The following is a 13707-nucleotide window of genomic DNA, read 5'->3' as shown; positions in this document are numbered from 1 at the left end:
ATGTGTCTTCGTCCAAAAAAGCAGCAGCAGGAATCTCGACGCGCCGCGTCGGGCGGCCTATGATGCTCAGGTTTTGCTTGTCAACGAAAGGGGAGAAACATGCGAGCAGCGTTTTGGGTAGGATGTGCCGCGTTACTATTATCGGCATGCAGCAGCGAACCCGTTCAGCAGGCCACCGCGGCCCATGTGCCGCCGGGAATGCGGGCTGCGTTGTCGAGTGCAGGGCAGGCGAACTGCGCGATGGTCGGGGGCTCGCTGTCGGTCGCGCGCCAGCTTGACGGCACGACCACCGGTATGTGCGCGCTGCCCAACGGCAAACGTTGCAGCGAAGCGGCGCTCGCCTCTGGCGCCTGCGCCGCGTACTGATTACGACATCAGATCCGCCAGTTTATAGACCAGACTGTACTGGCGGTATTTCAGGGTGAGCTGCTGTTTCTCCACGCTCACCGTCGCTCCCTGGCTTAACATCTCATTCATCAGCTTATCCAGCTCGTTGAGCTGCGGCTCGGCGCACAGCATGCGCGTTGACGCGAGCCCCTGCACCTTCAGCGTATCGCCATGCAGTTCACCCTGACCCATAAAGCGGTTGCACATGCTGCCGGAGACATGCATACGCTCGCCAAAGCTCAGCTCCGGCACGCGGTGCGTTGAGTCGAGCGGCGCGCCGTTGACGGTTTGCAGCACGTAGCGGTGGTGTTGCAGCGTTTCAGGCGTCACGTTTGACGTCGCCGTGTTCTGGCAACCGGCGAGCGTCATTCCCGCCAGCAAGGTGAAAAGGATTTTTTTCATGGTCGTCTCCCTGAGGTAAAAAAACGCGACGCGCCAGGCGGCGCGTCGGCGGTGTTACACCAGCTCGTTCGGGCAGGGCTGGCCCTGTTCCAGCTGGCGCAGATTTCCAAGCGTGGTTTCAGAAATGCTGATCAGCGCCTCTTCCGTCAGAAACGCCTGGTGGCCGGTGAACAGCACGTTGTGGCAGGCGGAAAGACGGCGGAACACGTCATCCTGAATCACATCGTTGGATTTATCTTCAAAGAACAGATCGCGCTCGTTTTCATATACGTCCATACCCAGCGCGCCGATTTTCTGGCGTTTGAGCGCTTCAATCGCGGCCTGGGAATCGATCAAAGCACCGCGGCTGGTGTTGATGATCATTACGCCGTCTTTCATCTGCTCGAACGCGCTCTGGTTCAGCAGGTGGTAGTTTTCCGGCGTCAGCGGACAGTGGAGGCTGATGACATCCGATTCCGCGAGCAGGGTCGGCAGGTCGACATATTCCACGCCAATCTCCAGCGCGGCGGCGCTCGGGTACGGATCGAACGCCAGCAGGCGCATGCCAAAGCCTTTCAGAATGCGCAGCGCCGCGACGCCGATTTTACCGGTGCCGATAACGCCTGCGGTTTTGCCGTACATCGTAAAGCCGGTCAGCCCTTCGAGGTTAAAGTTAGCGTCGCGGGTGCGCTGATACGCGCGGTGAATGCGGCGGTTGAGGCACATCATCATGCCCACCGCGTGTTCAGCCACGGCTTCCGGTGAGTAAGCCGGCACGCGAACGACTTTCAGCCCCAGCTCTTTTGCCGCGTCGAGATCGACGTTGTTAAAGCCCGCGCAGCGCAGCGCGATAAATTTCACACCATGCTTTTTCAGCTCTTCCAGCACCGGGCGGCTGGCGTCGTCGTTAACGAAAATGCAGACGCCGTCGCAATGAATGGCGGTTTTCGCCGTGCGCTCGGTTAACAGGAAGTCATAAAATTCAAGATCGAAGCCATATTCCTGGTTAACATGCTGCAAATACTTTTTGTCGTACTGCTTTGTGCTATAAACCGCCAGTTTCATAAGACTTTCTCCAGTGATTTGCTGTGATCACGTTAGCATAATTAAAAATATCGTACAAAGTTTAAAAATTAATTGTCGAACAGGTGCTTACCTCTAATTCTAGGTCAACTATGCTTTCAGAGCCGCCCTGGCTTCACCTCGCCTGGCAAAGCTGTCAGAATAATGGCTTTCTTCGGCATAATTTTTCGCTGAATCAGGATATTAACGGCCCATGAAGGGTAAATACAGAGCCGTCATCGCTTTATTACTTCTGGTTGTGCTGCTGCCTCTGGCGCTGCTGTTAACCGCGGGCTACTGGCTGCCGACGCTCGCGGGCGTCTGGCTGCCGCAGGGAACGCGCATCGCGCTGGAGCAGCGCCCGCGCCTGACCCGCTCCGCTATTGTGCTGCCGGATCTGCGTTATTTCGCGGGCGATTGCGAACTCGCCCACGCGCAACATGTCGTGTTGAGCCACCCGACGCGCTGGCGGCTGCATCTGGACGCTCTCACGCTCAACACCAGCTGCTTCAGCGCCATACCTGACGACCCCGCGCCCGGCGCGCCGCGCACGCTCGCCCAGTGGCAGACGATGCTGCCGGAAAGCGAGGTGGAGATAGCGCGCCTTAAACTCGCCGACCTGCCGGACTATGTCGGCACACTGCAGGCGAGCCTCAGCCCGCAGACGCAGCGCATTGCCTTTACCGGCGACAAGCTGGACGTGAGCGCCAGGCTTGAAGGGCAGGCGTTGAAGGTGGAGCGCCTGCGTCTGCACCTCTTTGACGGCCAGCCGCCGGTGTCGCTGCTCGGCGATTTCACGCTCGCGCTGATGCCGGATGGCATTCCGACCAAAGGCGAGGCGCAGGCGCGGTTTTCACTCCCCCAGGCGCCGCATGGCGCTCGCGCTGAGGTCACGTGGCGCGGCGGCGAAGGGCAGCTATTACTCTTTGCGCAGGATGATCCCGATCCGCTGCTCGATCTCCCGTGGCAGGCCGGTCACGATTCGTTTGCTTTCAGCGACGGGCGCTGGCGCTGGCCGTATGAGGGCTTTCCGCTAAGCGGCCGCGCCGCGCTTCGCGTGGAGAACTGGCGCGGCGGGCTGGATGCCGCGCGCATCAGCGGACGTGTGAATGTGGTAACGCAGGGGAATGCCGGGAAGGGCAACGCGGTGATGACCTTCGGCCCTGGCACCCTGAGCCTGCGCGAGAGCGCGATGCCGCTGCGCATCACCGGTGAGGCGAAACAGGACGCGCTGGCGTTTTACGCAAGCCTCCCCGCCATGCTGCGCGGCCCGCTGCTCTCGCCTGCGCTGCATTTTCTGCCGGGCGCGCTGTTGCGCTCGCGCGGGCGAGTCATTGATGCGCTCAATATTGAAGAGATCCGCTGGCCGCTCGCGGGCGTGACGGTGACGGAAAAGGGTATTGACGGGCGTTTGCAGGCCATCGCGCGCGCCAGCGAGCCGGGTCAGGGCGATATGCTGCTGCATCTTGATGGCCGCGCCGATGATTTTCTCCCCGATGCGGGCCTGTGGCGCTGGCGCTACTGGGGTAACGGCACCTTTGAACCGATGCGGTCGCGCTGGTCTGTCGGCGGGCGCGGCGAGTGGCGCGACGAGGTGATCACGCTCAGCGAACTCAACACGCGTTTCGACAAATGGCAGTACGGGAGCCTGACGGTCGACCATCCGCAACTGGCGCTGAGCACACCGGTGCGCTGGGCGCGGGGAGCCGCGACTCAGGCGCTGGAGGGCGCGCTGAAGCTGGATGCCGGCGCCACGCGCTTTACCAGCGGCGCCAGCCTGCCGCCGTCAACGCTTAATTTCAGCGTCCAGGGGCGCGACCCGAGCGCGTTCCAGTTTAAAGGCGATCTGCATGCGGGTGAGATTGGCCCCGTGCGCGTCAATGGCCGCTGGGACGGCGAGCGCCTGCGCGGTCAGGCCTGGTGGTCGCCGCAGCCGCTCGCCGTCTTCCAGCCGCTGCTACCGCCAGACTGGAAGCTGCTGCTGCGCGACGGCGGCTTTTACGCGCAGGTGGCGTTTTCCGCCGCGGCAGGCCAGGGATTCGAGGCGGGCGGTCACGGCGTGGTGAAACAGGGCAGCGCCTGGACCAAAGACAACCAGTTTAACGGCGTGGACTTCGTGCTGCCGTTCCGCTTTCGCGATTCGACCTGGCAGTTTGGCACGCGCGGGCCGGTGCGGCTGAACATCGCGGAGATCCAAAGCCAGGTGCCGGCGCGGGATATTACGGCGTCACTCCAGGGCAGCTATCCGTGGAGCGAGGCGAGCCCGCTGGTGTTAAGCGACGTCAGCGCGTCGCTGCTCGGCGGCAAAATTCGTATGCAGCAGTTGCGCCTGCCGCAGCACACAGCGGCGCTGCTGCGCCTGGAAAATATCTCGTCGAGCGAGCTGATCACCGCGACCAACGTCAAACAGGTGGCGCTCTCCGGTGCCATTAACGGCGCGCTGCCGCTGTGGGTCGATAACCCGCAATGGATTGTGCATGACGGCTGGCTTACCAGCCCCGGCCCGTTGACGCTGCGCATGGATAAAGAGATGGCGGACGCGATGGCGCGGGATAACGCGGCGGCCGCGGCGGCGGTCAACTGGCTGCGCTATATGGAAATCTCCCGCTCCTGGACGCGGCTGGATGTTGATAATCTCGGCGTGCTGCGCATGCGCTCGGAGTTCCAGGGCGAAAGCCATGTGGACGGCAAAACCAGCGGCGTGCGGCTTAACTATCAGCATCAGGAAAATCTTTTCACGCTGTGGCGCAGCTTGCGTTTCGGCGATAATTTACAGTCCTGGCTTGAGCAACACGCGACGCTGCCCGCCGCGCGCTGCAAGGCAACGTCAGGGAAGACCTGCGAGGAACAACCATGAAAACCGCAATCACGCTGCTGGCAGGCGTCATCACCCTGATGCTGTGCGGCTGTACGCCGCGCATTGAGGTGGCGGCGCCCAAAGAGCCGATTACCATTAATATGAACGTCAAAATTGAACACGATATCCATATTAAAGTGGATAAAGACGTCGAAGCGTTGCTGCAAAGCCGCAGCGATCTCTTCTGAGGAGGCGACCAATGAAAAGCCTGCTGGTCGTGATGCTGGCGCTGCTGCTGGCAAGCCCCGTCAGCTATGCGTTGACGCTTGACGAGGCCCGCGCGCAAGGGCGCGTGGGCGAAACGTTCACCGGTTATCTTGCGCCGGTGGCGCAGGATGCCGAAACGGCGGCGCTGGTGGCGCGCATTAATCAGGCGCGGGCTGAAAGCTACCGCGACGTCGCCCAACAGAACGGATTGCCGGTCGATGAAGTGGCGAAAATGGCAGGGCAGAAGCTGGTGGCGCGCACTAAACCCGGCGAATATGTCCGCGGCATCAATGGCCGGTGGATGAAAAAATAACCCCGCTACTTCCCACGGGTAACAGACGACGCCGCGCGCCTGTGTCAGGCTCGGAAAACGTTTTTACAGGAGACCCTTATGACAACCGAATATACTCTGCCGCTCGATGGCGCACAGGCGTCGTCGCTGCCAGCGATTGCGGAGATCCTGCGCGCTAACGCCGGGTTGTTTAAACATCTGGTGATGTCTGAGCACCCGGACGATATCCGCTACGCGTATCAGCCGGAGTCGTTCGAGATAACCGACATTACCGACCGCACCTTTACGTTCCGCTGTCTGGTGCACTATTTCGAGCCGTGCTGCGATCGCGATATGCATGATGCGCGCACTTACACCATTCCTTATCAGGTGCGCGATAACATGCTGGTGTTCGCGCTCGATGAAACGCCGTGGGTGGTGGCGTAACGCGGGTTGCGCCCATAAAAAAACCGCCCCGGAGGGCGGTTTTTTGGTCTCAACGTCTGATTATGCAGAAACCAGCGCGTCGATAGCGGCTTTGGCGTCGCTCTGCGCTTTGGTCGCCATTTCCGGGCCATAAGCCACGCCTTCGGCAAACACAAAGTTCACGTCGGTGATACCGATAAAGCCCAGGAACAGGGAGAGATATGGGGTGACCAGATCGGTCGGGGTATCTTTATGGATGCCGCCGCGGCTGGTCAGGACGATAGCGCGCTTGCCGGTTACCAGCCCTTCCGGGCCTTTCTCGGTGTAGCGGAACGTCACGCCAGCGCGGGCCACCAGGTCAAAATAGTTTTTCAGCTGGGTCGGGATGTTGAAATTGTACATCGGCGCCGCAATAACAATCACGTCATGCGCCTGCAGCTCAGCAATCAGTTCATCAGAGAGCGAGAGCGCGTCCTGCTGACGCGGGGTCAGCGGCGCGTCTGACGGGCGCAGGGCACCAACCAGCTCGCCATCCAGTACCGGCACCGGGTTTGCCGCCAGGTCGCGCACGGTGATTTCATCCGCGCTGTGCTTTTCACGCCACTGCTCCACGAAGTAGTCGGAAAGCTGGTTGGACTGGGAGTAACCTGCCAGAATACTGGACTTCAGAACGAGTACTTTGCTCATGGGATGTTCCTTTTTGATTTGGTTGTCAGGGCCGTTGCCCCTTGCCTGACGACAACTCTATTCACAAACCGATTACAGTGATAGCGCAATATATCGAAGCCTATGTTCTAAATTTTTGAACAAGGCGCGCCAGAAAGCGGTGTGGTACTCTACGCTTAACGAAACCCTAAGATTTAACGGGCCGTGCACAGGCCGTATAACACAATGATGGAAAAACAAAATATTAATCTCTCCGCCCTGATGGCACGCCTCGACTCGCTGATGCTGCGCGATAAAAGCCGCTTCGCCCGTCGCCTCCACGGGGCCAAAAAGATTAAAAATACTGAATCTCAGCAGGCGCTTTTCGAACAGCTCTCTCAGGAGATGAGCGAGGCGGCAGGGAGAGTCCTGCTGCGCGAAGCGGCGCGCCCGGCCATTACGTACCCGGAAAACCTGCCGGTCAGCCAGAAGAAACAGGATATCCTCAACGCCGTGCGCGACCACCAGGTGGTGATCGTGGCGGGGGAGACCGGCTCCGGTAAAACCACCCAGTTGCCGAAAATCTGTATGGAACTCGGGCGCGGCGTGAAAGGGCTAATCGGCCACACCCAGCCGCGTCGTCTCGCGGCGCGTACCGTGGCGAACCGCATCGCCGAAGAGCTGCAAACCGAGCCGGGCGGCTGCGTCGGTTATAAAGTCCGCTTTAGCGATCACGTCAGCGACAACACTATGGTCAAGCTGATGACCGACGGTATCCTGCTGGCGGAAATCCAGCAGGATCGCCTGCTGATGCAGTACGACACTATCATCATCGATGAAGCGCACGAGCGCAGCCTGAACATCGATTTTCTGCTGGGTTACCTGCGCGAACTACTGCCAAAGCGCCCGGATCTGAAAGTTATTATTACGTCGGCGACCATCGATCCTGAGCGTTTCTCGCGCCACTTTAATAACGCGCCGATTATCGAAGTTTCTGGCCGTACGTATCCGGTTGAGGTGCGCTATCGCCCGATCGTCGAAGAGGCGGACGATACCGAGCGCGATCAGCTGCAGGCGATTTTCGACGCCGTGGAAGAGCTGGGCCGCGAAGGGCCGGGCGATATCCTGATCTTTATGAGCGGCGAGCGTGAAATCCGCGACACCGCTGACGGGCTGATGAAACTCAACCTGCCGCACACCGAGGTGCTGCCGCTCTATGCGCGGCTCTCCAATAGCGAACAGAACCGCGTCTTTCAGCCGCATGCCGGGCGACGCATTGTGCTGGCGACCAACGTCGCCGAAACGTCGCTGACCGTGCCGGGCATTAAATATGTGATAGACCCCGGTACGGCGCGCATCAGCCGTTACAGCTACCGCACCAAAGTACAGCGGCTGCCGATTGAGCCGGTGTCGCAGGCGTCCGCCAACCAGCGTAAAGGCCGCTGCGGGCGCGTCTCGGAAGGGATCTGTATTCGTCTCTATTCGGAAGACGATTTCCTCTCGCGCCCGGAATTTACCGATCCGGAAATCCTGCGCACCAACCTGGCGTCCGTCATTCTGCAAATGACGGCGTTGGGGCTTGGCGATATCGCCGCGTTCCCGTTTGTCGAAGCGCCGGATAAGCGCAACATTCAGGATGGCGTGCGTCTGCTGGAGGAGCTGGGCGCTATCACCACCGACGCGCAGGCGTCGGTCTATAAACTGACGCCGCTGGGCCGTCAGCTTTCGCAACTGCCGGTGGACCCGCGTCTCGCGCGCATGGTGCTGGAGGCGCAAAAGCATGGCTGCGTGCGCGAGGCGATGATCATCACCTCCGCGCTGTCGATTCAGGATCCGCGCGAGCGTCCGCTTGATAAACAGCAGGCGTCGGATGAGAAACACCGCCGCTTCCACGATAAAGAGTCCGATTTTCTGGCCTTCGTGAACCTGTGGAACTACCTCGGCGAGCAGCAGAAAGCGCTGTCGTCCAATCAGTTCCGCCGCCTGTGCCGCACCGATTACCTTAATTATCTGCGGGTGCGCGAATGGCAGGATATCTACACCCAGCTGCGCCAGGTGGTGAAAGAGCTTGGCATTCCGGTGAACAGCGAACCGGCGGGCTACCGCGAAGTTCACACGGCGCTGTTGACCGGGCTGTTGTCGCACATCGGCATGAAAGACGCCGATAAACAGGAATACACCGGCGCGCGTAACGCCCGTTTCTCTATTTTCCCCGGCTCCGGGCTGTTTAAAAAGCCGCCGAAGTGGGTGATGGTGGCGGAGCTGGTGGAAACCAGCCGCCTGTGGGGGCGCATCGCGGCGCGTATCGACCCTGAGTGGATCGAGCCGGTGGCGCAGCACCTGATTAAACGCTCATACAGCGAGCCGCACTGGGAGCGCGCGCAGGGTGCCGTGATGGCGAGCGAGAAAGTCACGCTCTATGGCCTGCCGATCGTGGCCGCGCGCAGCGTTAACTACAGCCAGATCGATCCGGTGCTTTCGCGTGAGCTTTTCATCCGCCACGCGCTGGTGGAAGGCGACTGGCAGACGCGCCACGCCTTTTTCCGCGAGAACCAGAAACTGCGTGCCGAAGTGGAGGAGCTGGAGCATAAATCGCGTCGCCGCGACATCCTGGTGGACGACGACACGCTGTTTGAGTTTTACGATCAACGCATCAGCGTTGATGCGATTTCCGCGCGCCACTTCGACAGCTGGTGGAAAAAGGCGAGCCGTGAAACGCCGGATCTGCTCAACTTCGAAAAGAGCATGTTGATCAAAGAGGGCGCGGAGAAAGTCAGCAAGCTCGATTACCCGAACTTCTGGCATCAGGGCAACCTGAAGCTGCGCCTGTCGTACCAGTTTGAGCCGGGCGGCGACGCTGACGGCGTGACGGTGCATATTCCGCTGCCGCTGTTAAACCAGGTGGAAGACGCGGGCTTTGAGTGGCAGGTGCCGGGAATGCGCCGCGAACTGATCATCGCGCTGATCAAATCGCTGCCAAAACCCGTACGCCGCAATTTCGTTCCGGCACCTAACTACGCCGAGGCATTTTTAGGCCGCGTTACGCCGCTGGAGCTGCCGCTGCTGGACGCGCTGGAGCGCGAACTGCGCCGCATGACCGGCGTGACGATTGACCGCGAGGCGTGGCAGGCCGAACAGGTGCCCGATCATCTTAAAATGACTTTCCGGGTGGTGGATGAGAAAGGCCGCAAGCTGCGCGAGGGCAAAGATCTCCACGCGCTGAAAGAGGGGCTGAAAGAGAAAGTGCAGGAAACCCTTTCAGCGGTGGCGGATGACGGCATCGAGCAGAGCGGGCTGCATATCTGGAGCTTCGGCACGCTGCCCGAGCGCTATGAGCAGAAGCGCGGCGGCTATCAGGTGAAAGCGTTCCCGGCGCTGGTGGATGAGAAAGAGAGCGTCGGCATCCGGCTGTTTGATAACCCGCAGGAGCAGCAACACGCCATGTGGCGCGGGCTGCGCCGTCTGCTGTTGCTTAACATTCCGTCGCCGATTAAGTATCTGCATGAGAAACTGCCGAACAAAGCGAAGCTCGGGCTTTATTTCAACCCGTACGGCAAGGTGCTGGATCTGATTGACGACTGCATCTCCTGCGGCGTCGATAAGCTTATCGCCGAAAACGGCGGGCCGGTCTGGAGCGAAGCGGGCTTTGCGCAGCTTCACGATAAAGTGCGTGCGGAACTGAACGACACCGTGGTGGATATCGCAAAGCAGGTCGAGCAGATCCTGACGGCGGTGTTCAATATCAACAAGCGTCTGAAAGGGCGCGTGGATATGACGATGGCGCTCGGCCTCTCTGATATCAAAACGCAGATGAGCGGGCTGGTGTACCGCGGGTTTGTGACCGGCAACGGTTATAAGCGCCTCGGCGACACGCTCCGTTATCTTAACGCCATTGAGAAACGGCTTGAGAAGATGGCCGTCGACCCGCACCGCGACCGCGCGCAGATGCTCAAAGTGGAGGCTGTACAGCAGGCGTGGCAGCAGTGGCTTAACAAGTTGCCGCCCGCGCGACGTGATGACGATGACGTGCAGGAGATCCGCTGGATGATCGAGGAGCTGCGCGTGAGTTATTTCGCCCAGCAGCTCGGCACGCCATACCCGGTCTCCGACAAGCGCGTGTTGCAGGCGATGGAGCAGGTGAGCGGGACGTAGTTGCGCACAGTGGGCGCGGAATATTTTATGGTGGGTGCGCTGCGCTTACCCACCCTACAATACCCACATTGACCTGTGCGTAGCGCACCCGCCGCGCCGATATTACTTCACCACCGCGAGCGTAAAACCGTCCCATCCCTTGCTGCCGACGGTTTGCAGCGCGGTAGCGCGCAGGCGCGGGTGATTGCCGAGCATCTCAATAAACGTTCGCACGCCCTGCACTCGCAAATCATCGCTCTGTGGATCGGTCACGGCACCGTCGCGCACCACGTTATCACCTACAATCACCGTTCCTGTGCGTGAAAGCGTCAACGCCCACTCCAGGTACAGCGGGTTATTCGGCTTATCGGCATCGATAAAAATCAAATCGAAAGGCGGCTCGTCGGCGTACAGCGGCAGGCTCTCCGCCGCTGGCCCCACGCGCAGCTGCACTTTCGGCGTCACGCTCGCCAGCGCCAGGTTGGCGGCCGCCACTTCGGCGTGTTCGGCACTCGCCTCAAGCGTCACCACCAGCCCGTCCTCCGGCAGTGCCCGCGCCAGCCACAGCGTGCTGTAACCGCCAAGCGTGCCGATTTCCAGTACGCGTTTTGCGCCAGTCATCATCACTAACAGCCCGAGAAACTGTCCCTGCAAGGGCGAGACGTCATGCGGCGGCAGGCCCGCCAGACGATTGTTCTCCAGCACCTGCGCCATCAGCGGATCGTCGGGAATCAACGCCTGCGTCAGATATTCATCGACTTCACGCCATTGTTGCTGCATCAAACCGCTCCCCTGAAAGCGCCGTGCAGGCGCATAAAATTACGGACTGGCTACCTTAGCAGCATAGCGGTGTTTCCCGTTTTGCGCAGCGGCACCCGGCCACCCGCCGCCGAGCGACCGGTAGAGATCCACCTGCGCCAGCAGCAGATTATTTTTCACCTGCACCACATTGAGCTGTGCAGAAAACAGCGTGCGGCGGGCGTCCAGCTCGTCAAGATAAGAGGCGTACCCGTTCTGGTAACGGTTGTGAGCAATGCGCAGCGTCTCCTGCGCCGCCTGCTCCTGCGCCTGTAGCTCAACGAGCTGTTCCCCAAGACGCTGCACCGCGTCCAGACTGTCGTTCACTTCCTTAAAGGCATTGCGCACCGTGCTCTCATAACTGTAAAGCGCCTGATTTTTCTGTGACGTTGTCACGTCAACCTGCGCACTCAGCGCCTCGCGGTTGAGCAGTGGCGCGAGAACGCTGGCACCCACGCTCCAGAGCCGCAGCGGGTTGGCGAGCAGTTCCGGCAGCGTGTTCTCCTGCAGCGACCCAGAGGCGGTGAGATTAATGCCCGGCAGCAGGCGCGCGCGGGCCACGTTCAGTTGGGCGTCGCTCGCCACCAGCGTCTGCTCGGCCTGGACGATATCCGGGCGGCGGTTCAGCAACGATGATGGCAGCTGCGACGGAATCGTGAGCGGGCTTAAAGCGTCAAATTCACCGCCGCGCGCGATCGGGCCAGGATTCTGGCCGATGAGAATGCTGAGCGCGTTCTCCTGCTGGGTTATCTGGTGCTGAATCTGCGGGATTTGCGCACGCGTGGCGCGCAGTTCAGATTCCGACTGCATCAGCTCCAGCCGAGAGCTATAGCCGGTTTCATACTGGCGTTTCGCCAGCTTCAGCGCGTCTTCGCGCGCGCTAAGCGTCGACTGCGTCACCCGAAGCTGCTCATCCAGCGCCAGCAGGGTGATATAGCCGCTCGCGACCTGCGAGGCCACCGTCAGGCTGGCGGCCGCGGCGGCGGCTTTCTGTGCCTCAAGGCTCGCCTTTGCGGCGTCGGCGGCGCTGGCGTACTGGCCCCAGATATCGACGTTATAACTGGCGTTCAGGCTGCCTTTGTAGAGATCGCCATACACCGGCAGGCCGGTCGCGGCAGATTGCGAACGGCTGCGACCGGCGCTGAAGCCCGCGTCAAGCGTCGGGAAGCGATCGCCAAGGGCCGCCTGTACCTGCGCCTGATACTGATTAACACGCTCGCGGGCGAGCAGCACATCGCTGTTGTAGCGCAGCGCCTGATCCACATAGCGGTTCAGCGCCGAATCGTGAAAATTGCGCCACCAGAAACCTTCTGTGGGCGAGGACGGGCCGACAGCGGCGCGCCAGGCGGGCGGAATGATGAGCGAGGGGCGAGCCTGCTCCATGTTGCCGGAATGACAGCCCGCGAGCAGGAGGGTGGTTGTCAGCAGAGTCAGAGCGCGGCGCATCATTTCGCCTCGCTGCGGGTGTTAATGGTCACCTGTACCGACATGCCGGGGCGCAGGCGCGCGCGCTTTTCGGCGTCGCCCAGTACCTCGATGCGCACCGGGATACGCTGGGCGATTTTCACAAAGTTGCCGGTCGCGTTATCGGGCGTGATGGCGCTGAATTCCACGCCAGTTGCCGGAGAGATACTCTGCACGCGGCCTTCGAATTTTTCATCGTTGAGTGCGTCCACGGTGAATGTGACCGACTGGCCGGTTTTTACGTCGGCAAGCTGCGTTTCTTTCAGGTTGGCGATGACCCAGTTCTGCGGCGGTACCAGCGAGGTGAGTCGCGTACCGGCGGTCACGTAGCCGCCCTGGCGCACGGCAATCTGCCCGAGCTGGCCGTCGCGCGGGGCAATGATGCGGGTGTTTTGCAGATCGATTTGCGCAAGCTCCAGTGCCGCGCGGGCGTTTTCCACATCCGCCTCCAGCGACGCGCGGTTCACAATCACGCTTTGCAGATTCTGGCGCGACACCTCTAGCTGCGCGGCGGCCTGCTCTACGCTGGCGCTGCCCTGCGCGGCGCTGGCGATGGCGGCGTCGCGCTCGCGCACCGACAGCGAGCCGTCCTGTGTCAGTTCCTTCACGCGGCGTAAATCGGCCTGGTTATGCAGGCTCTGGGCGCGGGCGCTGGCGAGCGCCGCTTTATTCTGGGCGATGGTCGCCTCGGCGCTGCGGCGCTGTTGCAGGTTATTAGCCAGCGCCGCCTCGCGCATGGCGAGCGTCGCCTGCGCCTGATGCACCCGCTGTTTGTAGATGCGGTCATCGATGGTCATCAGCACGTCGCCCTGTTTCACATGCGCAAAATCCTGCACGTTGACGGCGGTGATATAGCCGTTTACCTGCGGGCTGATAAACGTCGTCATGCCGCGCACGTAGGCGTTATCGGTCGAGGCCGCGTGGCGGGTAAACGGCGGAAGCTGCCAGGCGTACAGGATCACCAGCAGGCCAACCAGCCCGATGGCACCAGCGGCGAAGAAGGAGACCACGCGCAGGTTGTTTTTTTCCGGCGACGCGGGGGTGGGGGCGCCTTGTTGGCTCATCACTACTCCAGAAT

At 61.0% G+C, this 13707-nt stretch carries 12 protein-coding genes; 6 read left to right on the top strand and 6 right to left on the bottom strand.

Features of this window, described 5'->3' with window-relative positions; genetic code table 11:
* Positions 1 to 99 precede the first annotated feature (99 nt).
* The gene (locus G9X48_RS05995) at positions 100 to 366 is read left to right on the top strand and encodes a DUF333 domain-containing protein (RefSeq protein WP_015386690.1); all 267 of its coding nucleotides are present in this window, start codon (positions 100 to 102) and stop codon (positions 364 to 366) included.
* On the opposite strand, the gene hslJ is transcribed toward G9X48_RS05995, so the two are convergent.
* On the bottom strand, positions 367 to 789 hold the full coding sequence (gene hslJ, locus G9X48_RS05990) for a heat shock protein HslJ (RefSeq protein ID WP_007896943.1): 423 nt from the start codon (positions 787 to 789) through the stop codon (positions 367 to 369).
* 54 nt (positions 790 to 843) lie between these two features.
* Positions 844 to 1833, bottom strand: coding sequence for a 2-hydroxyacid dehydrogenase (locus G9X48_RS05985; protein WP_004388292.1), 990 nt, complete (start codon positions 1831 to 1833; stop codon positions 844 to 846).
* Positions 1834 to 2044: 211 nt separating this feature from the next.
* Between G9X48_RS05985 and G9X48_RS05980 the strand changes: the two genes are divergently transcribed.
* The 4 genes from G9X48_RS05980 (at position 2045) to G9X48_RS05965 (ending at position 5612) form a co-directional block, all read left to right on the top strand.
* Positions 2045 to 4687 (top strand): YdbH family protein, encoded by a 2643-nt coding sequence (locus G9X48_RS05980; RefSeq protein ID WP_097641292.1) that lies wholly within the window; start codon positions 2045 to 2047, stop codon positions 4685 to 4687.
* Positions 4684 to 4875: a YnbE family lipoprotein gene (locus tag G9X48_RS05975; protein ID WP_004388543.1), complete on the top strand. Its 192-nt coding sequence runs from the start codon at positions 4684 to 4686 to the stop codon at positions 4873 to 4875. The genes G9X48_RS05980 and G9X48_RS05975 overlap by 4 nt, the downstream gene beginning before the upstream one ends.
* A gap of 11 nt (positions 4876 to 4886) precedes the next feature.
* The gene (locus tag G9X48_RS05970; RefSeq protein ID WP_097641291.1) at positions 4887 to 5207 is read left to right on the top strand and encodes a YdbL family protein; all 321 of its coding nucleotides are present in this window, start codon (positions 4887 to 4889) and stop codon (positions 5205 to 5207) included.
* Positions 5208 to 5285: 78 nt separating this feature from the next.
* The gene (locus tag G9X48_RS05965) at positions 5286 to 5612 is read left to right on the top strand and encodes a hypothetical protein (RefSeq protein ID WP_097641290.1); all 327 of its coding nucleotides are present in this window, start codon (positions 5286 to 5288) and stop codon (positions 5610 to 5612) included.
* Between the two features lie 60 nt (positions 5613 to 5672).
* On the opposite strand, the gene azoR is transcribed toward G9X48_RS05965, so the two are convergent.
* The gene (azoR, locus tag G9X48_RS05960) at positions 5673 to 6278 is read right to left on the bottom strand and encodes an FMN-dependent NADH-azoreductase (protein ID WP_004386715.1); all 606 of its coding nucleotides are present in this window, start codon (positions 6276 to 6278) and stop codon (positions 5673 to 5675) included.
* A gap of 204 nt (positions 6279 to 6482) precedes the next feature.
* On the opposite strand from azoR, the gene hrpA reads away from it, so the two are divergent.
* On the top strand, positions 6483 to 10388 hold the full coding sequence (hrpA, locus tag G9X48_RS05955) for an ATP-dependent RNA helicase HrpA (RefSeq protein WP_097647671.1): 3906 nt from the start codon (positions 6483 to 6485) through the stop codon (positions 10386 to 10388).
* Positions 10389 to 10490: 102 nt separating this feature from the next.
* Here the strand turns inward: hrpA and G9X48_RS05950 are convergent, their stop codons facing one another.
* From G9X48_RS05950 to G9X48_RS05940, 3 genes are read right to left on the bottom strand one after another with little or no spacing between them, the layout of a single operon-like run.
* The gene (locus G9X48_RS05950) at positions 10491 to 11147 is read right to left on the bottom strand and encodes an O-methyltransferase (RefSeq protein ID WP_097641878.1); all 657 of its coding nucleotides are present in this window, start codon (positions 11145 to 11147) and stop codon (positions 10491 to 10493) included.
* A gap of 39 nt (positions 11148 to 11186) precedes the next feature.
* Positions 11187 to 12611, bottom strand: coding sequence for an efflux transporter outer membrane subunit (locus G9X48_RS05945; RefSeq protein WP_097641879.1), 1425 nt, complete (start codon positions 12609 to 12611; stop codon positions 11187 to 11189).
* Complete coding sequence (locus G9X48_RS05940; protein WP_012124667.1) at positions 12611 to 13693, bottom strand: HlyD family secretion protein; 1083 nt, start codon at positions 13691 to 13693, stop codon at positions 12611 to 12613. Before G9X48_RS05940 ends, G9X48_RS05945 begins: the two co-directional genes overlap by 1 nt.
* Positions 13694 to 13707 lie beyond the last annotated feature (14 nt).

The sequence above is a fragment of the Cronobacter sp. HA18006 genome (assembly GCF_011605445.1).
Classification (GTDB): domain Bacteria; phylum Pseudomonadota; class Gammaproteobacteria; order Enterobacterales; family Enterobacteriaceae; genus Cronobacter; species Cronobacter sakazakii.
Note: the sequence above shows the minus strand (reverse complement) of the source record. Positions and strands in the feature narration are given on the sequence as shown.